Annotated in this window: 31 protein-coding genes; 9 read left to right on the top strand and 22 right to left on the bottom strand. The window is 53.1% G+C overall.

What is annotated here, in order from left to right; translation table 11 throughout:
* Window positions 1-40 precede the first annotated feature (40 nt).
* A complete protein-coding gene (locus tag BN1190_RS00690; RefSeq protein ID WP_040285099.1) occupies window positions 41-544 on the bottom strand; it encodes a hypothetical protein in 504 nt (167 codons plus the stop codon).
* A gap of 372 nt (window positions 545-916) precedes the next feature.
* Here BN1190_RS00690 and BN1190_RS14785 point away from each other — a divergent pair, with 372 nt between their 5' ends.
* Both BN1190_RS14785 and BN1190_RS00700 read left to right on the top strand, forming a co-directional pair.
* The gene (locus BN1190_RS14785) at window positions 917-1,168 is read left to right on the top strand and encodes a hypothetical protein (RefSeq protein WP_144036062.1); all 252 of its coding nucleotides are present in this window, start codon (window positions 917-919) and stop codon (window positions 1,166-1,168) included.
* A complete protein-coding gene (locus BN1190_RS00700) occupies window positions 1,168-1,653 on the top strand; it encodes a hypothetical protein (protein WP_052461619.1) in 486 nt (161 codons plus the stop codon). The genes BN1190_RS14785 and BN1190_RS00700 overlap by 1 nt, the downstream gene beginning before the upstream one ends.
* A 75-nt stretch (window positions 1,654-1,728) precedes the next feature.
* Here BN1190_RS00700 and BN1190_RS00705 read toward each other — a convergent pair whose 3' ends face one another.
* The gene (locus BN1190_RS00705) at window positions 1,729-2,223 is read right to left on the bottom strand and encodes a hypothetical protein (protein WP_040285101.1); all 495 of its coding nucleotides are present in this window, start codon (window positions 2,221-2,223) and stop codon (window positions 1,729-1,731) included.
* A complete protein-coding gene (locus BN1190_RS00710) occupies window positions 2,213-2,428 on the bottom strand; it encodes a helix-turn-helix transcriptional regulator (protein ID WP_040285102.1) in 216 nt (71 codons plus the stop codon). The genes BN1190_RS00705 and BN1190_RS00710 overlap by 11 nt, the downstream gene beginning before the upstream one ends.
* Window positions 2,429-2,575: 147 nt before the next feature.
* On the opposite strand from BN1190_RS00710, the gene BN1190_RS00715 reads away from it, so the two are divergent.
* On the top strand, window positions 2,576-3,985 hold the full coding sequence (locus tag BN1190_RS00715) for a M1 family metallopeptidase (RefSeq protein WP_040285103.1): 1,410 nt from the start codon (window positions 2,576-2,578) through the stop codon (window positions 3,983-3,985).
* A 293-nt stretch (window positions 3,986-4,278) separates the two neighbouring features.
* Here BN1190_RS00715 and BN1190_RS00720 read toward each other — a convergent pair whose 3' ends face one another.
* From BN1190_RS00720 to BN1190_RS00825, 19 genes are all read right to left on the bottom strand, one after another.
* A complete protein-coding gene (locus BN1190_RS00720; protein ID WP_040285104.1) occupies window positions 4,279-4,887 on the bottom strand; it encodes a hypothetical protein in 609 nt (202 codons plus the stop codon).
* Window positions 4,888-4,901: 14 nt separating this feature from the next.
* Window positions 4,902-5,081, bottom strand: a complete 180-nt coding sequence (locus tag BN1190_RS00725) for a hypothetical protein (protein ID WP_040285105.1) — start codon at window positions 5,079-5,081, stop codon at window positions 4,902-4,904.
* A gap of 54 nt (window positions 5,082-5,135) precedes the next feature.
* Window positions 5,136-5,591: a hypothetical protein gene (locus BN1190_RS00730; RefSeq protein ID WP_040285106.1), complete on the bottom strand. Its 456-nt coding sequence runs from the start codon at window positions 5,589-5,591 to the stop codon at window positions 5,136-5,138.
* A 140-nt stretch (window positions 5,592-5,731) separates the two neighbouring features.
* Window positions 5,732-5,902 (bottom strand): hypothetical protein, encoded by a 171-nt coding sequence (locus BN1190_RS00735; RefSeq protein ID WP_040285107.1) that lies wholly within the window; start codon window positions 5,900-5,902, stop codon window positions 5,732-5,734.
* Between the two features lie 852 nt (window positions 5,903-6,754).
* The gene (locus tag BN1190_RS14945; RefSeq protein WP_179860726.1) at window positions 6,755-6,913 is read right to left on the bottom strand and encodes a hypothetical protein; all 159 of its coding nucleotides are present in this window, start codon (window positions 6,911-6,913) and stop codon (window positions 6,755-6,757) included.
* Between the two features lie 33 nt (window positions 6,914-6,946).
* Complete coding sequence (locus BN1190_RS00750) at window positions 6,947-7,189, bottom strand: hypothetical protein (RefSeq protein ID WP_040285110.1); 243 nt, start codon at window positions 7,187-7,189, stop codon at window positions 6,947-6,949.
* Between the two features lie 18 nt (window positions 7,190-7,207).
* Window positions 7,208-7,771 carry a GrpB family protein gene (locus tag BN1190_RS00755; RefSeq protein WP_052461620.1) on the bottom strand — a complete coding sequence of 188 codons (564 nt, stop codon included), beginning with the start codon at window positions 7,769-7,771 and terminating at the stop codon, window positions 7,208-7,210.
* Between the two features lie 28 nt (window positions 7,772-7,799).
* Window positions 7,800-8,201 carry a DUF4181 domain-containing protein gene (locus tag BN1190_RS00760; protein WP_040285111.1) on the bottom strand — a complete coding sequence of 134 codons (402 nt, stop codon included), beginning with the start codon at window positions 8,199-8,201 and terminating at the stop codon, window positions 7,800-7,802.
* A gap of 119 nt (window positions 8,202-8,320) precedes the next feature.
* The gene (locus BN1190_RS00765) at window positions 8,321-8,704 is read right to left on the bottom strand and encodes a hypothetical protein (protein ID WP_040285112.1); all 384 of its coding nucleotides are present in this window, start codon (window positions 8,702-8,704) and stop codon (window positions 8,321-8,323) included.
* Between the two features lie 90 nt (window positions 8,705-8,794).
* On the bottom strand, window positions 8,795-9,109 hold the full coding sequence (locus BN1190_RS00770; protein WP_040285113.1) for a hypothetical protein: 315 nt from the start codon (window positions 9,107-9,109) through the stop codon (window positions 8,795-8,797).
* Between the two features lie 34 nt (window positions 9,110-9,143).
* Window positions 9,144-9,350, bottom strand: coding sequence for a hypothetical protein (locus BN1190_RS00775; RefSeq protein WP_040285114.1), 207 nt, complete (start codon window positions 9,348-9,350; stop codon window positions 9,144-9,146).
* A gap of 37 nt (window positions 9,351-9,387) precedes the next feature.
* The gene (locus tag BN1190_RS00780) at window positions 9,388-9,696 is read right to left on the bottom strand and encodes a DUF3784 domain-containing protein (RefSeq protein ID WP_082023218.1); all 309 of its coding nucleotides are present in this window, start codon (window positions 9,694-9,696) and stop codon (window positions 9,388-9,390) included.
* Window positions 9,697-9,720: 24 nt separating this feature from the next.
* Window positions 9,721-10,044, bottom strand: coding sequence for a hypothetical protein (locus BN1190_RS00785; protein WP_052461621.1), 324 nt, complete (start codon window positions 10,042-10,044; stop codon window positions 9,721-9,723).
* Between the two features lie 300 nt (window positions 10,045-10,344).
* Window positions 10,345-10,836, bottom strand: a complete 492-nt coding sequence (locus BN1190_RS00795; protein ID WP_040285116.1) for a hypothetical protein — start codon at window positions 10,834-10,836, stop codon at window positions 10,345-10,347.
* A gap of 12 nt (window positions 10,837-10,848) precedes the next feature.
* Window positions 10,849-11,280 carry a hypothetical protein gene (locus BN1190_RS00800; protein WP_052461622.1) on the bottom strand — a complete coding sequence of 144 codons (432 nt, stop codon included), beginning with the start codon at window positions 11,278-11,280 and terminating at the stop codon, window positions 10,849-10,851.
* A 40-nt stretch (window positions 11,281-11,320) separates the two neighbouring features.
* Window positions 11,321-12,007 (bottom strand): hypothetical protein, encoded by a 687-nt coding sequence (locus tag BN1190_RS00805; protein WP_040285117.1) that lies wholly within the window; start codon window positions 12,005-12,007, stop codon window positions 11,321-11,323.
* Between the two features lie 17 nt (window positions 12,008-12,024).
* The gene (locus tag BN1190_RS00810) at window positions 12,025-12,333 is read right to left on the bottom strand and encodes a hypothetical protein (protein ID WP_144036063.1); all 309 of its coding nucleotides are present in this window, start codon (window positions 12,331-12,333) and stop codon (window positions 12,025-12,027) included.
* A 665-nt stretch (window positions 12,334-12,998) separates the two neighbouring features.
* Entirely contained in the window at window positions 12,999-13,394 is a 396-nt protein-coding gene (locus BN1190_RS00820; protein WP_040285120.1) for an SET domain-containing protein, read from the bottom strand.
* Between the two features lie 120 nt (window positions 13,395-13,514).
* Window positions 13,515-14,237, bottom strand: a complete 723-nt coding sequence (locus tag BN1190_RS00825) for a DsbA family oxidoreductase (RefSeq protein ID WP_040285121.1) — start codon at window positions 14,235-14,237, stop codon at window positions 13,515-13,517.
* Window positions 14,238-14,429: 192 nt separating this feature from the next.
* Between BN1190_RS00825 and BN1190_RS00830 the strand changes: the two genes are divergently transcribed.
* The 6 genes from BN1190_RS00830 to BN1190_RS00855 all read left to right on the top strand — a co-directional run bounded on the left by BN1190_RS00830 (window position 14,430) and on the right by BN1190_RS00855 (window position 19,464).
* Entirely contained in the window at window positions 14,430-15,518 is a 1,089-nt protein-coding gene (locus BN1190_RS00830; protein ID WP_040285122.1) for an iron-siderophore ABC transporter substrate-binding protein, read from the top strand.
* Complete coding sequence (locus BN1190_RS00835; RefSeq protein WP_052461623.1) at window positions 15,511-16,551, top strand: FecCD family ABC transporter permease; 1,041 nt, start codon at window positions 15,511-15,513, stop codon at window positions 16,549-16,551. Before BN1190_RS00830 ends, BN1190_RS00835 begins: the two co-directional genes overlap by 8 nt.
* Complete coding sequence (locus tag BN1190_RS00840; RefSeq protein ID WP_040285123.1) at window positions 16,548-17,579, top strand: FecCD family ABC transporter permease; 1,032 nt, start codon at window positions 16,548-16,550, stop codon at window positions 17,577-17,579. Before BN1190_RS00835 ends, BN1190_RS00840 begins: the two co-directional genes overlap by 4 nt.
* Window positions 17,579-18,391 carry an ABC transporter ATP-binding protein gene (locus tag BN1190_RS00845; RefSeq protein ID WP_040285124.1) on the top strand — a complete coding sequence of 271 codons (813 nt, stop codon included), beginning with the start codon at window positions 17,579-17,581 and terminating at the stop codon, window positions 18,389-18,391. Before BN1190_RS00840 ends, BN1190_RS00845 begins: the two co-directional genes overlap by 1 nt.
* Window positions 18,392-18,533: 142 nt before the next feature.
* Complete coding sequence (locus tag BN1190_RS00850; protein WP_040285125.1) at window positions 18,534-18,833, top strand: hypothetical protein; 300 nt, start codon at window positions 18,534-18,536, stop codon at window positions 18,831-18,833.
* Window positions 18,834-18,954: 121 nt separating this feature from the next.
* A complete protein-coding gene (locus tag BN1190_RS00855) occupies window positions 18,955-19,464 on the top strand; it encodes a DUF421 domain-containing protein (RefSeq protein ID WP_040285126.1) in 510 nt (169 codons plus the stop codon).

A 19,464-nucleotide genomic window follows, 5' to 3' on the forward strand; every position in this document is an offset into this window, starting at 1 on the left:
CCTTAGCTCTGACATGAATACTTGCAGTCCATCTGGCAGCCTACTTGTCTTGCAATCGTTCTAGCAATTCCTCTATTTTCGCGGTGTACGATTTCCAATCGTCCTCGATCGTTTGATTCATGCCCAAACCTGCTTGTTGGAGTTGCGTTTGCAGCACTTCAAAGTTTTTCGTATCTTCCTCTGTCACTGTGCTGAACGTATACAGTTCGTCATGAGGGTATCGGTAAAGTGCCGCGCCGAGCCGTTCCATCATGCTCCGTTCAGCATCCGACAGCCAGCCTGAGTAGTTGCCGCTGGCCGTTGCCGCCTCGATCCCATTCAGGACATCGCCCAGCTGGGCAGTGACCAAGTTGGGGGCCGGCCACTCTTCTTGTTTCTGCTGTTCGATCAGGCCTTCCAATTCCACTAATTTGTACTGAACCTCCGAGTAAAACAACTCCTCATGTACGAGACTCATCTTCAAGTACCCGACAATCAGGAAAGCCAGTAACAGCACATTCCCAGCCAATGAAACTCCCAGAACAGCCTTTTGCTTTCTGCTCACATTCCGCCTCCCCCTTTTGTTACATTTTAACATATAAAGAAGAAATATTCATAAGACAATTAATTCGCAGAGTATGATTGTTTCATGCTTAAAACAGGCTTTAGGCAGCAGATTCTCCTTTGTAGAGACCCTACTGTAACCCATTGACAATTGAGCCGTCTGATGGAGTACATAGAATTTTTCGAAAGCGGGGTTTTCTTTTTGCGCAAAGCTGTTTTTCTGCCATTCCTCCTGCTCCTGCTGGCCAGCTGTGCCGATCCTGTATCCACGGCCCCAATACTACCGTCCGTTTCAAAGAAAACCGTGCCTGCCCCCTCCCTATCGCGGATCGGCAGCGGCAGATCCGCATCCCTTATAGAGGACGCCAAGATTGTGCAGTTTCTTACTGCTGCTGTTCAGGAAGCGCAAACCCAGCCCGGTATCGTCAATATTGTAAAAGCGGATTACCTGCTGGCTTTCGGCGATGCTGGCCTTTACTATGTCTGGCTCTCTGATACATCCGTCGCTGTCCGGAGTGCCGGGGACAGCCATTCCGTCTCTGTTTTAACGGAACCGATCGGAAGTCAGTTCCGGCAGTTGCTGCATGATCTGGATTCACCTGAAATCGCCAAGGAGGCTGACTGATGAAAAAGATACTTATGACTCTCACCCTGGTGTCCGCCCTGCTCACCGCAGGATGCCAACAGCCATTCTCGGATTCCCGGACACTGAGCGGCAGCGAACCGCCGCCCGTCCAGGTCGAAACAGACAGCGGGCTGCATGACGCGGATCTCGGAACGTATTGCTGGTCCCAGAAGAATGGCAGCGGGATGTGTGTCGATGCCGCCGGAGCCATTGATTCGCTGGCGGGCCAGCCGCCAATCCATGTGGTACCTGGGGAAACGGTCCGCCTGCTCATGGACTATGAGCCGAAGCCGACAAACCTGACCCTTCGTCAGACGACACCTGACCGCCGGGAGTCGAAGGTGGCACTCGACGGCTTAGAGTTCAAAACGCCAGACGCGCCAGGACTCTATTATTACGACTTCTCGGCGTGGTGGATGGATGAAGACGAGGAAGATGTGTCGAATGGAGACGCTCATTACTCGTTCCTGATCCAGGTCCAGTAAACAAGATTCAGAAAACCCCCGCCAGCGCTATGATCGCGAACGGGGGTTTTCTGGAGCCTGCTGAAACGGCGGTTTTCACTCTGCGGCTACATACGATCGCATCGTCCGATAGTAGATGAAATACTGGCCCATGGACGCCAGACAGATGATGACGATGATCCACGTCTTCGGAATCGGCACCAGGCAAAAGACCGCTATCAGTGCCGGCAGCAGGATATTGAAATAAGCATAGACCTTTTTCGTCGCCCGCTGCGTGAACACTTCGAACAATTCATCATCCTCCATATACTCCTGCGGTCTAAATTTGACATGTGAGATAGGGTGATCCGGAAACTCCCGGTTGTGTCTTGCCACCCGTCTGAGAAATAACACAACATAGAGCACGAACACCAGCAATGTAGCAATGGCCGCAGCCCCCGTGAGCGTATTGAAACTCAATTCGACTTCAAGGCCACCATCCGCAAACATGTTAAAACTTCCGGCATAGCCGATCAGCAGGACAAAACAGATCGCAATCCCGATTCCCGCCATCTGCCAGAGCGGATACGTCAGCCGCAGATCATCCTTCATCGTCTTCCTCTCCTTCCAGCCAAAAGATTTCGTTAATGTCACATTCGAGCGCCTTCGCAAGTCTCAACGATAAGGTGATCGACGGGGAGAACTCCCCTTTTTCGATGAACCCGATCGTCTGCCTGGTGACACCTGCCTGCTTGGCAAGTTCAATCTGTGTCAGGCTCCGGCGGGCCCGCAGTTCCTTCACCCGGTTTTTCAGCATCGCGTCACCCCTTTCTTCAAATGTATACTATACTTAACATAATGTAAACTATTATTAACATTCCTGGTTTTATTGCATCTATTTCATTTCAAAAACTGCACGTGATACGATAGATGAACAACACCTACACGGAAAGGGGCTTCTTTCATGCCAAAATATCTCGCTACCCTGCTGCTGGTGTTTGCACTTACCGGCTGCACGGACAAGGAACGGCCGGCTCCGGAAGGCGATGCCTATCCTGCCGAGGCGCTCGCCACAGACTCGATCGCCTATGGCCCGGCGGATCCGCACTACACGATCGAAGCCGACTATGATGAAACGGAACATGTGGTGTCCGGCCGGCTTAACGTGACTTTCCAGAACAACCTCGGCGAACCGATGGATGAAGTGCTGTTCAATGTATGGCCGAATGCCGAGGAGTTCGGGGACCGCGGCGCCGACATCCGGAATGTCCGGGTGAACGGCAAGCCGGCCGACGCGGACCTTGACGGCACCGTACTGACAGTGCAGGGCATTTCCATCGAAGACGGGGCAGCGGCGGTTGCCGACCTCGAGTTCACCATCCCCGTGCCCGACCAGCCGGGCCGCTTCGGCTGGTCGGAGCGCCAAGTCTCGCTCGGCAGCTGGTTCCCGATTCTTGCCGTCCATGATGGGCACGGTTGGAACATACCGCCCTATTTCCCATATGGGGAGTCCTATTATTCGGTGACCGGCGACTATGATCTGTCATTCAGCGCGCCTGCCGACCTGGAAATCCTCGCAACAGGCGAAGAGACGGAGCGCTCCGAAACGGACGGACAACAGACGGCCCGGTTTTCCGCGCAAGATGTCCGGGACTTCTTCATCGTGATGAATACGACGTTCCAGACGAAGACGGAGCAGATCGGCAGCACCGAGGTGACGGTCGCCTACCGGGAAGGCGAAGACGCGACGGCGGCACTCATGATGGAGACGGCGCGCAATGTCCTGCCACGTTATGAAGGCTGGTTCGGTGAATATCCATGGGATTCGCTCACCATCGCAAGCGCCGACTACTCGGCCGACTTCGACGGCGGGATGGAATATCCTCAGCTCGTGACGGTCAACACGCCTCATGTGCCCGACGAGGAGGAGCTCGGCGTCACGGTGGCGCACGAAATCGCCCATCAATGGTTCTACAGCCTCGTCGGCAGCAATACGTATCGCGAACCGTGGCTCGACGAATCGCTGACGACGTTCGCCTCCTATGCTGCATACTATGATACCGTGGATTTTGATTGGATCGATGAAGAGGCGGACGACTACTCGATCACCTCCTCCGTCGATGATTTCGCGGAAGACGACTACGACCGGTACGGGGACATCATTTACGATGGCGGCGCCGGCATGCTGCGCGACCTGCACGACGAAATCGGCGAAGCCCCGTTCTGGACGACCCTCCGTACATACGTCAAAGACCACCGTTTCGGGATCACCACGACCGCCGACTTCATCCGCACCGCAGAAGAAGTGTCCGGCGAGAACCTAAGGCCGTTCTTCGAGGAGCATCAGGTCTTCGTGGAAGAAACACGGGAATGACAGCAGCGGCGCCTCGGCGTGCCGCTGTCTTTTGTACGTGCACAAAGGATCCAATGCCGGCCGCCACAGAAACGAGCCGCAGGCGAGCACAAGCCAGCCCTTGAATTGTGCCTGGATGCCGATAAATTCGGCGAAGTGTCCGATACTTCACACGTTATGTCCGATATTACCGGTCATATGTCCGATACTTCACATCATCTGTCCGATATCCCGGCCGATCTGTCCGATACTAGGAAAAACCCATGAAAAAACACGGCCCATGGACTGGGCCGTGCCTCCTTCATCTGCCTATTTCATTCCTCCGCGTCCGTCCACAGAAGCTTATAGAGGAACACCAGCTCCGAATCCTCCAGACCTTCCGGCAGCTCGCCGGTTTCGTTGGTATGGGAGGACAGGCTATCCTTCGTCGTCCCCTGCCAGGACGCCAGATAGACCGGCTTGTCTTTCACCAAGTCGATTTTACCCTTCACCAGTTTGTTGAATGTGAAAGACGTCATCATATTCGGGTAGCTGGATGTCCCAGTTCCGCCGGGGACACCATTGATGAGCTCGAACGGACCCTCCTCATCGTTGAAGCCATCCACACCGAAGGAAATGATGGCATCTTTATAGTTCCGCTCCGGGTCCCCATAGGTTTTCGTGCGTTCTTCCGACAATTTGCCATTTCGATAGACCTCCACGGAATACTGAAGGTCCTCCCCCTCTGCAAGCGTCGCGTTCAGCGTGAAATACTCCACCTGATTGATCCCCGTCTTGCTGATCAATTCACTCTCCCGGTCCGTCGGCGAATAGTCCTTCACCGAGACCGCCGATTGGGAGGCTCCCTCTTTCTCTGTGTTCGAGCAGCCAGCTACTGTCAATACCGCCAGCAGCACGGCCACATACAATGCGATCCGTTTCATACGATTCCTCGTTTCTATTCAGGTTGGTTCACTTCATGCCGGTGATCGGCCCATTCAAAAAGCAGGAAAACAAAAAATCCGATCGCTGCCATGCCGATGTCTTCCTTCCAGCGGATATGAGTGCTGAACAGCCATTGGTACAGCAGCTTACACAGAAAGAATACGGCAACAAACAGCAAGCTCTTTCTGATCACGTCATCCCTCCTAAAAACTCTGCTTATCCGGCAAATTTTGAAACAGCAGATCAATCACTCGGGATCAGGTGTGAGCCGATCCATAAAAGACCTGACCCACGCAAGATCGATCGGCCCATTGACCACTTCATAATGCCCGGTGCCCGACGAATACACGGAATCCTCCAGGATGATGAAGTGCTCAGAAGCCGAACGGTCCGCCGATCTCACGAACAATTCGAAGCCTCCCGCCAAATCAGTGCCGTCCGGCTCCTTCACTTTCTTCACCTCATACGCGGCCAGGAAATCCATCAGTTCCCCGAACGGGCCGGCATCCTCACTTTCCAGCCGGCTGCCCTCATCCCCGCGCATCTCCACAGCGAACGCTTCGAACGTCGAACGGTCATGAAGGATCTCATCCGCCAGATTCTTCCCTGCCCGATCCGCCGCCACCTTCCACACCACCAGCAGCACAACGAGCAGCAGCACCAGCCCACCTGTCCAGACGGCGAATTTCGGGATTCGTTTCATGGCATGGCCTCCTTCATATGCAGTCTCTTGCAGCACAAAATATTTATAAATACGTTCAGCACAACAGATTGAAAGACATTGATCAAACGAACGAAAAGACCATGTCATTAATGCCATTCGTGTTCCATAGGTGCGCCAATTTATTTACTATCATCTTTGTCGCAGTCTTCACAAATAAATGTTCCTTCGTTCTTCATATAAGCTTTGATTTCGGTAAAACCTTTTTTCTTCGGATAATGTAATTTAACAAACGCCGTCCCATCATCTTTTATTTCTTTACCACACACATCACATTTCGGTCTATCCAGCATATTAAAACCTCCCCTTTATCCGTGATACAAATATAAAGTAGTAAGCTATTGCTCCTTTACCTATATATTCATCCCTCCTTATGTCGACAAATGGCCAGATTCTTCAGTATGGGGCGCAGATATATAGTTAAGACTTGCACTCGATGATGGAAGCTGACAATCAACTCACTTTCACCTGTGTTTTCTAAACACTGCAAGGACTAATAGGGCAATAATGAATATAACTATGTAAGAAGTTAAGATAACCCCCAATCCAGCCCAGATCCCCTCTTCAAAAAGACTAACAAACCTTTTTGAGGGCGGGAGTAGTCTGAATACTAACTTGATAATAACGATAACCAAAGCAATTGCCGCAGCGTCTCTTATATTTCTCATTGGTAAACCACCTCTTAATACAGTAAAGCCTATATATTTCCGGTCAGCATTCTGGTCAGTTTGCGTCATTGGACGCAATCATGTCATTAATTCAATTGAAGCCCATGGATGCTGTAGTCCACATAATAATCGTAAATGATAAAATAAGCCACATTGTATTGAATGACGTTTTTTCATCATGTTTTATCTTCTTCAAAATCGAAACTAAATTCAGGCAAAAGACCAGACACCAGATGGGCATGAGCATCCAGCCTATGTAGAAGAATAGCAAGGGTATGATTTCCATGTTTCCTCTCCTCGTTGTTTACTTCAGGCTTCTTTCCAGCTTCATTGGACTGGCATGAATGCTACCTGCCAAGTCCCGTCTTCGTTTTGGATCATTTGAAACCCGCTCATCCCTTCACCCTCACGTTTTCCTGCTGCCGCTTATTATGGTTTCGTACCGTCCAAGTTCAACCGAAGCCATGCCTCTCTCGATCAGCTCTCAGTTGCTGCTTCTTTTCTGACGACATAGCCTGCTAAAAACCCGAACAGAATTCCAATGAGATAGGACGTATCAAAGCCCTTTGTGAGAGAGCTGACGATCAGCCATCCGACAATTACTCCGGCAATTGCCATGAGTACGCGTTGTGACATCCTGATTTCCCCCTTGTGAAGTGCATGCATTTCCTACTCTTCGAGCTGTCTTCGCGAGTCAGATTGCTCAGCCTTACCTGAAGCCAAATAAGACGCGAGAAGCACCAGGATCCCCGCACTGAAGCCGATCCACGTCATGGCGTCGAGTGTACTGTAGGCGAACTTCTGGGCAGCGCCCGTACTGAATAACACCAGCTTTACGATCAATGTAAGCTGGACGATGCCGAGCGCGATCCACTGGAGAATGCGCCGTTTTCCTATGGCTTTACTGTGCATGGAATCCTCCTCCACTGTTTAGTTTCGTGACTCGATTTCTTCGGAATGAGCGTATTCCATTCGCTTTGCAATGATCTCTTTGACAAAGCTCTCTTTGAAATCAGTGTACGCCTTGATTCCGGATGAGCTGGTTGTAAGGTATTCTTGTTTGATGGCCAAGTATTGCTGCCTCGCATCTGCATTGTCATTCAAATAGTTCCTGAAAAAAAGGAGGTTGTGCCAGAGATCCTGCTGGTACTCCACCAGGTGGATGAAGTGCGTCTTTACTTCGCAGATGTCATCGGCAAATTTCGCCAATACGATTTCTCCCGGCCGCTCCACCTTCAGCCGTAGGAATCCAGCGCCCGCAAATTTGGTCAGTAACGGTTTATCCACATCTTGCAGAGCATCTATTCCGATCATGATATCCACAATGGGTTTTGCCGGCATTCCCTTGATGGCTGTGCTCCCGATGTGCTCGATGTGATGCGCGTCAAGCCCGGTGCAAGCTTGTATCTCTTGTTTCACTCTGTTGAATTCCTTTTTCCACTCCGAGGTGTGGCTCTCCAATCTGACTTCATCACGTTTCAATCCTAAGCGCACTTTGTATCCTCTCCTTGTATAACATTTTTTATGAAACAACCCCTGTCTGCAGCAAGGTGATCACCAGGCCCAGCAGGACGAGCGTGTCCGTGACGGTATAGATGGCCCGTTTCGGATGACTCGACCGTTTCCATTCCAGATACGCTTTGACGAGCATCCGGATTGCGAGCAGTACGTAAGCTGTGATCAGGATCATCGGAAAGGATTCGTTGAAATACGCGACAGCGATCACAACGGCAACGACGAGTACGACGAGGGAGTAGTCTCTCAATAGGCTGTCAGTTCTCTGTCGGGAACGTTCCTCATAATACTCTGCGGCCGTGTCCGCCGTCTCTTCGATGCGAAAGACTTTCGCTGCCAGTTTCCGGACGAGCCACATCACACCAAATGCGGCGAGAATGATGATACTTGTTTGAATCAATGTAACCACGTTCATGCACCTCTTTTAACATTTCCTTGCCAGCGGCATCTTGCCGGATCCATTGGCGGTTGCATTTATTTCACTGTGTACCTCCGGGGGCTCATTGTAGGAGAATGCGCTGAAACTATTCAGCAGCAGACATACAGCGGATACAGGAAGAGCATGCCCAGAATGACGAGACCGTCTCCAGGCCCTCCTTTGTCGGCCGGGCTGGTGATCGGAAAGAGCTCGGCGAACAGGAATGTGAACAGGATGACGTACGGCAGCCAGAACAAAACGGACCAATAGGAGGCTTTGCGGTGGTTCAGCCAGCGTTTCGTCATGCGGGCGATCACCACTGAGAGTATCAGGACGGACAGTACAGCAACGATAGCGGATACCATCATTGTCAAGTTCAGGCTCCATCCCGTCAGCCGGCTAAGACGCGTGAGATTCGTCACCATCTCTATCGGGAGAAACACCATCACGGCATACAGCGGACTGAGCAGCTGGATTCTTAAAAATGTTTTCATGGCTCGCTCCTCCGCGGTTTCTCAATTTTTGAGGACTAAACATCGAGTTGCTTATCTATTACTACTTACTATCTCAGGACAGTAACTCTGTCATAGATTGGCCGTGCGCTTACCTGCCGTCTTCCACAGGGAAATGGCCCAAAGGTCGATGATTGTCAGAATCGGAATGAAAGTGATAAATACCGTCATACCTAAACTGGCGAACAGCCCTTCCGCTTGTTTAGGGGTTGTCTGGAGATCCAACCGATAAAATATGTACGTTGCCAAGGCTAATATGACTGTGTTGGTCATAACAGCAGCCAGCAGACTGAGCCGTAAGTTCTGTCTTTTTTGCCATACAAATAACGATAGTAGAAATGACATGATCATTGAAGCGAGAAGAATCAATACAATAGATGTTTTCACCCCTTCCCCTCCCCGTCTGATCTTTCCATTTCCCTCATTCAGACCTCTGGATTTTCATCACTTCTTCTTCAATCTCTTCATCCGAAACCGTCTCATGATTGGCTGGTTTCTTCATATCTGACAGCACGAGCAGCAGGCCGCCGATCAGGAAGACCGCTATGATGGGCCAGAACGAATCGAGCATGATGGCTGTCGTCAGCAGTCCTAAACAGATGATCAACACACCGAACAGCTGGTTCATAGCAGTCCTCCTCTTTCATTCAGTAGTGCCGACCGCTTCACTTCTTGAACCGGTTCCCGGTATTCAAGTACACGAGCATGCCGGCAATGATGGCACAGAACAGGCCGATGCCTGTATATAGGAGCCAGTCAGCATCATAGAGATCACTGAGCAGCCACAGCACCATGCTGAGCGCCAGGAGGAACATCATGTTGCCCATGAATCGGCTGAGGGCCGGTTTGTCGTACGTTTCCTGTTCCTCTGCTGGGAGCGTATTGAATCCCGCGATTAGAAAGGAAGCTTTTCCTGTCCGGAAGATGAAGCCCAATACAATGAACAGTCCCATGATGAGCACAGTCACCGCCATGTCACCCTCTCCCTTCATTTATTATTATTGCGGCTCCTGTACGTCATCCGCTGCCAGGTCTGCCGGTTCCACCGTCTGTTCCAATCCGAAGTACAACACGGCAAAGTACGTGACAGCGCCTGCCATAGCTCCCACTGCCAGGAGGATGCTGCCGGTGATGAAGAAACCGTTGATGTAAGTCTTGGTCACCGTCAGGAACTCGCTGCTGTCCGCATATTCCCCTTGGCTGGAACGCCAGACGGCTCCCAGTTTTGTGCCGAATAAGGGGCTCGCAAACATCAGGATCAGCCCGACGAACGCCGCTAACGAAGCAGTAATCGCTGCCGGTCGTACTTGTTCGATTTTCATGGAATTCCTCCTCTTACCTTCTCAATCTCCCTAAGAACAATGGGTCCAGAAAGACGATGCCCGCCGCCGCGCCGAGTGCTGTGGACAGAGCCTGGGGGAGCCACAGCTCCTGTCGAAAAATCAGGTTGTCCGCAATAGTTACTGCGGAGACTAGCAGAAAGCAGAGCACGAATCGGCTGATCTGAATATTACTGGATGGACGGTCTGCTTGGGTGGACTCCCGTAGTTGTCTTACTTGTACGTCTGAAACTGGAAATGGTTTCTCTCCGTCCGCCTTCTTTCCTGATTGTTCAGTCTCCATCACGCATGTTTTATCTCCAGCTCACTTCCGAGATCGTCCGGTATTTCGTCCGTGAACAGGACAGTCACCAAACCCCCTGCCTCCGCTTTCATCACGATGACTCCACCGGACACTTTCAGGCCAACGGCAGTTAAACAGCCATCCCCCTGATGATGAAACCCATAGCCTGTCACAGTTTCGCTGTCGGCCTGATCCGGCTGAATGGAGGAACCAGTGACCGGAAGGGAATTGAAGTCACTGCTCCATTCAAGGTATGGAACCTCCTCGATGTCGGCAGTCGCCGTCAGTTGCAGAATATCGTCGCCTTCTTCCGTTTCCTGACTGTCCAGCTTCCAGAACGTCATGGTTTCATCTTGATTTGTCCGCTCGAACTGCAGGACTGGGCCCGCCATCCGATAGAGCCAGCCTCCGTCGAGCTGTACTGCTGTCAGGTTCCCGCAAACGATCGTTTTGAGCAGACAGCCCTCGACTGTCGTCAACATATCCTTCATCCGCTGTCCTCCTCAATTTTCCCAGAATAGGTTTTTCAAAATCTGGCCATTCTCCGGATTCAGCTTGCCGTAGCGCTCTTCCTCGTCGTTGCTGAAGAGCGTGGCGGAATCATCTTCTTCGAACCAGATCCGGTACTCGGTCAGTGACTCCGGCATGTTTTCATCTTTTCTATAGAAGAAGGTGGCCACTGTGTCTTCCGCTCTTTTCATTTCCAGTTCCTTATTCGGCCGCCATTCCGTATTCCCGATCGCTTTTCGGGCAGCGTCCAGGTCGTCTGGATCCGTGACAATCTGTTCCTCGCTTTTTGTCCCGTTTTCCTCGACCTGCTGGACATCGATCCGGACCAGCTCGCCTTTCTTCCGCTCTTCGGATTGCAGAGAACACGCAGCCAGCAGGATCCCAAGCGTCAATAGTACGATCGTTTTCCCTACTGATTTCATCATGGATCACCTCTACCTCAGCCTCTTCCCGTTTTGACCGCTGTCACTCGCCAACAGCCCGTTCCACGATCGCTTTCACGGCGGGCGTCCCATATGCGTCATTCCCAAGGATGTTCTCATCCATCCAGTAGATCGTCCGGTAAGTGGTGCCATCTTGCAGATGAAATTCCACGAACAATGCATGATCCCATGTTGTTTCGTCCGCGATATCCTTGTCGTGCTCGTAGGACAGCTGCAAGTATTCCTCGGTAAAGGCAGCGGCTTCCTTCTCCATCAATTCTCCCCGCAGTCTTTCATCCTGGTCCAGGAAAAGGATGCGGGTCACTTTTCCATCGATGTCGATGAAGTCACCGAGGGTTTCAGCATCGGGACTGTCTGTCGCTTCGAACAGGCGGCCGTCCGCCATCACCCGGAACTCCGGCTTGTAACCTTGTGCTTCGAATACTTCCGTGCCGACCGGGAGAAATGCGCAATCCCCGTTCCGCAGCTTGTGATTCGAGCAGGCATGGTCGGCGAGCATGTAGCGGACTGTTCCGAGTTCCTTTCCCGGTGCCACCGTCATTGCATCATCCGGCCCATGCCAGGCAGAGGCATACCGGATATCCTCGAGTTTCAGCACGTCCGCCCACTCGATTTCCCCATCCGGACAGCCGCGGATGCCATCCCAGAAGGCACAGCCGGAAAGCAGCAGAACAGCGGATAGAAGGACTGCAGAAAATCGAGCATTCATCCTGTCACCCCTCCAAGTCATTCGAACAGGTACGAAAGCGCGGCGATACCGCAGCTCAGGAACAAGACACCGAGGAACACTTCGCCATAGTACGTTTTCGGTCCGTCATCCGCAGCTTTGTTTTTCCGCCACGCGACGAACATCCCGATCAGCACACCGATCGCCCCGTATCGGAGCACCGCAACGGCGTAGTCATATACCGGCAAGTAGGTGATGATTGTAAATTCATCTTTATAACTGGTCATCGTGTACTTCGACAGCAGCAGTCCGAGCGCCAGCCCGATGATGCCGCCATACAGGATGCCATTCTTCATCCATCTATTCATGGAGATCCCGCCCCTTGATTTGATGAAATTCTCTGTCTCTTCATCATACACGATTTGGTAATTCTGTGATAGACAGTTTGCAAAATATTTCCGTTTCTGCAGCTGACGACATCTCTCAAGCCAGCTGAGTGATCCATTCCAACGGCTGAGTGATCATTTCCCTCCGGTAACCGCTCATATCATCCGGATAACCGCTCCATTCCGCGGTGACAGCTCCCCTTCCCGCACGGCAGACGGCCGCGAAGAAAAGGTTTTTACCAATAAATTCTTTTGACTGTGCGCAGCGTGTGGGACTTGAGCGCAAGGCGATCCAGCTTGAGCGCTTCTCAACCTCACTTGAGCACGAATGATCGCGCTTGAGCGTTCCTCCGCCTGCTTGAGCGTTCCTTCGCCCGCTTGCGCGTTCCGCTACCCGCTTGAGCGTTCCGCTGCCCGCTTGAGCGTTCCGCCGCCTGCTTGAGCGTTCCTCCGCCTGCTTGAGCGTTCCTCCGCCTGCTTGAGCATTCCGCCGCCCGCTTGAGCGTTCCGCCGCCCGCTTGAGCATTCCGCCGCCTGCTTGATCACCAAACAGTCTCGCTTGAGCGCCGGCCGCTCACGCGTGAACACGCAAAAAACCGCTCACCCGGTCAGCGCCAGGCAAGCGGTATTCATTCCACAACTAATTGTCAATCTGCAGACTCGGCTTCCCCGTCTGCAAACCAGAGTTCGTCCTGGTCATCGACGTCGCCGTTGTAGTTGATGAAGATCTCTTCGCCCTCTGCGATATCCCGGTAGGCAAAGAAATCGAATGTTTCGTTCCGGAAATTGATGTCGTACGTCGCATTCGGCGTGTAGGAATGGTTGAACAGCATTCCATAGCCGAGCAGGATGGCAGAACGGCCCACTCCATACTCGAACGCATAATCTGCGAGCAGTGTCTGTTCGATGTATTTGTGCTGCTCGTTCGGATAGGCGATCACCGGTGCCTCGTGCAGCAGCTGGCCTTTCGGGATTGCACAGGTTGCGAACACACCTCTGTTGAACACGCCATCACTGATTTTGGACGTTCGGATTTCTATCATTTAGTCGCCTTCTTTTAAAAGGATTTGGTACCTCACTATAGCACAGTGGCAACCTTCATGCTGATGCAGCTGTTCGGGAAACGGACAAAAACCGTGCAGTGTCCTCTGCACGGTCTCCTATCATTTCTCCTGTTCCGGTACCTCGCAGCTGCCGTCTGTGCACGTGCCAGCACCGCTTTCCGTCGCCAAGTCCTCGAATGGCATGACCGGTTCCTCCTCGAGCACTTTCTCAAGCGCCTGCAGGAACGCTTCCTTTGGCTGAGCACCCGAAATGGCATATTTCCGGTTGAACACGAAGAACGGAACACCCGTGACGCTGAACTGTCTCGCCAGTTCGATATCCGCCCGCACGTCCCCGGCGAATGCATCCGGATCATTGGCAACTTTCTCTGCCTCGTCTTTCGGCAGGCCGACGTCCATCGCCAGCTCTGTGAGCACCGCTGTATTGCCGACATCCCTGGATTCTGTGAAATTCGCATATAGGATTTTCTCAGCCAGCACATCATCTTTGCCATGCAGCTGTGCAAACTTCGTCATGCGGTGCGCATTGAACGTATTCGTAGGTTTCATCGTATCAAACCGGAAATCGAGACCGACCTCCGCTGCCTGCACGGCGATCGACTGCATCATCTGCTTCGACTGTTCAGCACTGCCGAACTTCTTGCCCATGCTCTCATAGAAGTCCTGACCATGATACTCTTCTGCATCCGGATCCAGCTGGTAGCTCCTGAACTCGATTTCCACACGGTCCTTCCCGCGGAATTCTTCCAGAGCACTTTCCAGCTTCCGTTTTCCGATGTAACAGAATGGACACACAAAATCAGACCAGATTTCAATCTTCATATTCTTTCTCCTCCCTTATAGTAAAGCGCTTTCTTTCACTATAGCATCCCGGGCAGGTGAAAACGACTGAAGGAACCTGCATGGCGGGTGATTGACAATTCCTGAAACTTGTTGACATGTCAGCCGTATGCCTATACAGTAGAAAAAGAAATTGAGAATGATTATCAATGAAAATCCAGGAGGGAACAATTCATGAATGCAAAAAAGAAACTATCCATCTCCGCACTTCTGACAGCTTTCCTGATGATGCTTCTGCTGGCCGGCTGTTCCGGTCAGAAAGCATCTGAAAGCAAACCGGCTCAAGAGCCATCCGGCAGCGGCGATCCATCAGAAACGGATACATCAGAAGATGCAGCAGATGATACACAGTACCCGATCACTATCAAGCATGCCTTCGGCGAAACGGTGATCGAGAGCAAACCGGAACGGGTCGCGACCGTACAATGGGCGAACCACGATGTTGCTCTTGCGCTCGGTGTGGTTCCGGTCGGCTTCTCCGCTGCAAACTATGGTGTCCAGGATGACAGCGGTATGCTTCCATGGACTGCCGAAAGGCTGAAAGAGCTGGACGCCTCGGACCCGAACATCTACCAGGATACGGACGGACTGGATTTCGAGGCGATCTCAGACTCGAAGCCGGATGTCATCCTCGCTGCCTACTCGGGAATCACACAGGAAGATTACGATACGTTAAGTGAAATCGCTCCTGTCATCGCATATCCGGACAAGCCTTGGGCTACGACATGGCGTGAACAGGTGCTCCTGAACTCTGAAGGTATGGGCATGAAACAAGAGGGCGAACAGCTCATCAAGGATACGGAAGAGAAAATCCAGCAGGCAGCAGACAAGTACCCGCAGCTCAAAGGGAAAACGGTTGCATGGGTTAACTTCTCTGCACAGGACATGTCGAAACTGCATCTGTACACACCTGCAGACCCACGCGGAGAATTCCTGAACGAGCTCGGCATGGACTATCCGAAGACAGTCACTGATGCCATCACGGATCCTGACAGCTATTCGTTCGAATTCAGCGCTGAAAACGCGGATCTTCTGAATGATGCGGACATCATCGTCGGGTATGGTGGAAACGATCTGTACGAAGCGGTCAAAGCTGATCCTTTGCTCGGCAAAATCCCCGCGATCGAGCGCGGTTCCATTGTCTTCATCGGAGACAACACGCCGCTTGCAGCGTCCGGCAACCCGAATCCTCTCTCCATCGCCTATACTCTCGACGACTATGTGAAACTGCTGGCTGACGCAGCAGATAAGGTCAATGACTAACCCGGTCATCGCCAAGCGCAAACCGCTCAGTTTCCACTTTCCCAAGCATTTCTGGATTGTGCTGGCCGGCAGCTTCATCCTGATTGCAGCATGTGCTGCCGCTTCTCTCGCTTTCGGGTCGCGCACCGTCGGCCTGCAGGAGCTCATCGACGGACTGTTCCACCCGGATGTCCATACATACGGTGCGGATGTTGTGCGGAAACGGATCTCCCGTACGGTGTTCAGCCTGTTCTGCGGAGCAGCACTCGGTGTATCGGGGGCACTCATGCAGTCGGTCACCCGCAATCCGATTGCGGACCCGAGCATTCTCGGCGTCAATACGGGGGCGTCCCTGTTCGTCGTCGGCGGAATCGCATTCCTGCATATCAGTACGGCCAGCCAGTATATCTGGCTCGCACTTGCAGGAGCTGCCATCACTGCCGTCTTCGTATTCGGCATCGGCTCTCTCGGCAGAAGCGGCGCAACCCCTATAAAACTAGTCTTGGCAGGAGCCGCCACCAGCGCGGCCCTGTCTTCGCTTGTTTTAGCCATCCTGATCCCCCGCTCGCACGTCATGGATCAGTTCCGCTTCTGGCAGGTCGGCAGTGTCGGTGCAGGCAATTGGAGCTCGGTCTCCACATTTGCGCCGTTCCTGATCATCGGATTGTTCCTTGCCATCGTCTCGGGTCCTGCGCTGAATGCGCTGGCGCTCGGTGATGACGTGGCGAAGGGGCTTGGTGTGCGGACAGGGGTGATCCGCGTGATTTCAGCACTCGGTGCAGTTCTCCTCTGCGGCGCTGCGACAGCGCTGGCCGGTCCGATCGGCTTCATCGGACTGCTTGCAACGCATGTCATGCGGCTCATTCTCGGGCCTGATCTGCGGTTTGTCATCCCCATGTCCGCGTTTGCCGGGGCGATCATCTTAACAGCCTCGGACGTCGCGGGCAGGCTCCTCGGCAGTCCGGGAGAATTGGAAGTGGGCGTCGTCACGGCGTTCATCGGGGCTCCGCTCCTCATACTATTAGCGATGAAATCGAAAGTGCGGTCACTATGATAAAAGATACGATACGATACATTCAAACAGGAAGAAAACAGCGTGCACGGCGGTTCCGTCTCGTCACCATCAGTCTTGCCGCGCTCGCAGCGGTCCTGTGCGGCACCATGCTGATGCTCGGCAATACGATCTATCCTCTCGGCACCGTTCTCCGGGCATTATCGGGCGAGCAGATTCCGGGCGCGTCGTTCGCTGTCTCGACGATTCGGCTTCCGCGCATGCTGGCCGGCCTATTTGCAGGGTTCGCATTCGGTCTGGCCGGAACCGTGTTCCAGACAATGCTGCGCAATCCCCTGGCAAATCCGAACGTCATCGGCATCACGACCGGTTCGAGTGCAGCAGCAGTCTTCTGCATCGTCATCCTGCATACGAGCGGCGCGGTCGTATCAGCGGTCTCCGTTGCGGCAGGCCTTGCGACCGTAGTGCTCATCTACTTGCTGTCACGCGGCAGGACATTCTCCATCGGCCGCCTGATCCTGGTCGGAATCGGTATCCAGGCGATGCTCGATGCGCTCATCTCTTACCTGCTTCTGATCGGCGCCGAGCAGGATCTGCCGGCTGCTTTCCGCTGGCTCAGCGGCAGTCTGAACGGCTCGAAGATGGATCAGCTGCCGCCGCTCCTCATCGCTGTCCTGATCGGCACACCGGTCGTCCTGGTGCTCAGTAAACAGCTCAGCATCCTCGAACTCGGCGAGCAGGCGGCGTCGTCACTCGGAGTCCGGACAGATTTCACACGCATCGTTCTCATTGTCGCATCTGTCATCATGATCTCGATCGCAACAGCGACCACGGGACCGATCGCATTCGTCGCGTTCCTCTCGGGTCCGATCGCCAAACGCCTTGTCGGCGCCGGCTTTTCAGCAGTCATCCCCGCCGGTCTCGTAGGTGTCAACCTTGTCCTTGCGGCGGATCTGATCGGGCAGTTCGCATTCACGGCACGGTATCCCGCCGGCGTCATCACCGGGATCATCGGGGCGCCGTACCTGATCTACCTGCTCATCCGCATGAACCGAAAGGGGGAATTATGATGAAACCGACACACCGCTTCCAGGCAGACCGGCTGCAGGCCGGCTACGACCAGAAAACGATCTTGAAGGGGATCGATCTGGAAATTCCGAGCGGCAAGATCAGCGTCATCATCGGGGCCAACGCCTGCGGCAAGTCGACGCTGCTGAAAACGATGGCCCGCCTCATCAAGCCGTCGGCAGGCAGCGTCCTGCTCGACGGACAACCGATCGGCAGCATGCCGTCCAAAAAGCTCGCCCGCGTGCTCGGCATGCTGCCGCAGTCGCCGATCGTCCCGGAAGGCATCACTGTCGCCGATCTCGTCGGACGCGGCCGCTTTCCGCATCAGTCCCTGCTGAGCGGATGGAGTGCCAAAGATTACGAGGCAGTCGCCGAAGCGATGGAAATCATGGATATCACCGAACTCGCAAACCGCAATATCGATGAACTGTCTGGCGGTCAGCGCCAGCGTGTCTGGATCGCCATGGCACTGGCCCAGCAGACCGATATCCTGTTCCTCGACGAGCCGACGACATTCCTTGATATTACGTACCAGGTTGAAATCCTCGACCTGCTGACGGACCTGAATCACAAATATGGCACGACGATCGTCATGGTGCTCCATGACATCAACCTGTCGGCCCGCTATGCGGACTACATGTTCGCGCTCCGCACCGGTGAACTCATTTACGAAGGAACCCCCAAGCAGGTCGTAACTGCTGAATCGATGCTGGACATATTCGGCATGGACTGCATGGTCATCGAGGATCCGATTTCCGGTTCGCCGTTCACTATACCGATCGGCCGCCATCATACGGCTAAAGCCGAAGCATAAAACTGATGCACACGCGGAGGAGCTGTCTTTTGCAAAGACAGCTCCTCTGTTTTCATATTGAAGTATGAATATTCTTCAAATTAATGATATACTAAGCATAGAATGTTGGTAGATTGTCACCAGAAACGGAGGAACGGATGTGATGAATGCATTGATTGTCATCGCCATTCTTGCAGCAGCCCTTCTTCTCTTCAATGTACTGATGGGCTACCGGAAAGGCAATATCACCCTCGACTTGGATCATCGCCATTCAAGTCTCAGCAAACAGGCGGAGGAAGTGACAGCCGAACTGGAGAAACAGGGCCGCCGCGCGGAATACAAAGGGAACGGCTTCTACGTTGTGGACGGCAAGGAGTATGCGGTCCGCCCGCAGAATGTCTCGATGGGCGGCGCGGCCCTGCAGCGGACCGTGCTCATTCCGGCCGAACGGTACAAAGCGTGAAGACAGCAGTCTCACGCTTTTTTGTATGCGTTCCGTTCCACTGGCCAGCTCCGAACCCGTTTCAAAAGCTCCACAGCAGGGTAACACAACCCGTAACTACGTCTTACCTTAGAGGTGAACTGTGTTTTTCAATGGATGGGAACCGATACTCCGGACTGTTGCTGTCGGCATACTCAGTTACATAGGATTGATCATCATATTGCGCGTTTCCGGCAAACGCACCTTGGCGAAGATGAACGCCTTCGACTTTGTCGTGACCGTTGCCCTCGGCTCCACTCTGGCCACAATCCTTCTCACCAAAAAGGTTGCGCTGGCAGAAGGAATGACTGCATTCATCGTCCTGATCGGCATGCAGTATGCAGTTGCCTGGCTATCCGTGCGTTCCGGAACTGTCAGTCAGCTCATTAAATCGGAACCTCAATTATTATATTACCGCGGGCAGTTCATAGAAAAGACGATGAAAAAAGAACGCGTTTTGGAAGTGGAAATCCTGCAGGCGGCCAGGTCGAGCGGCCTTGCTTCCCTGGAAGAAGCGGTAGCGGTCATTTTAGAGACCGACGGCAGCATCTCGGTCGTCAACAAGTCACACGACACGGCATACTCAACACTCCGGAATATTGAAAAACCGTAA

Source organism: Sporosarcina koreensis (assembly GCF_000826145.2).
GTDB lineage: Bacteria > Bacillota > Bacilli > Bacillales_A > Planococcaceae > Sporosarcina > Sporosarcina trichiuri.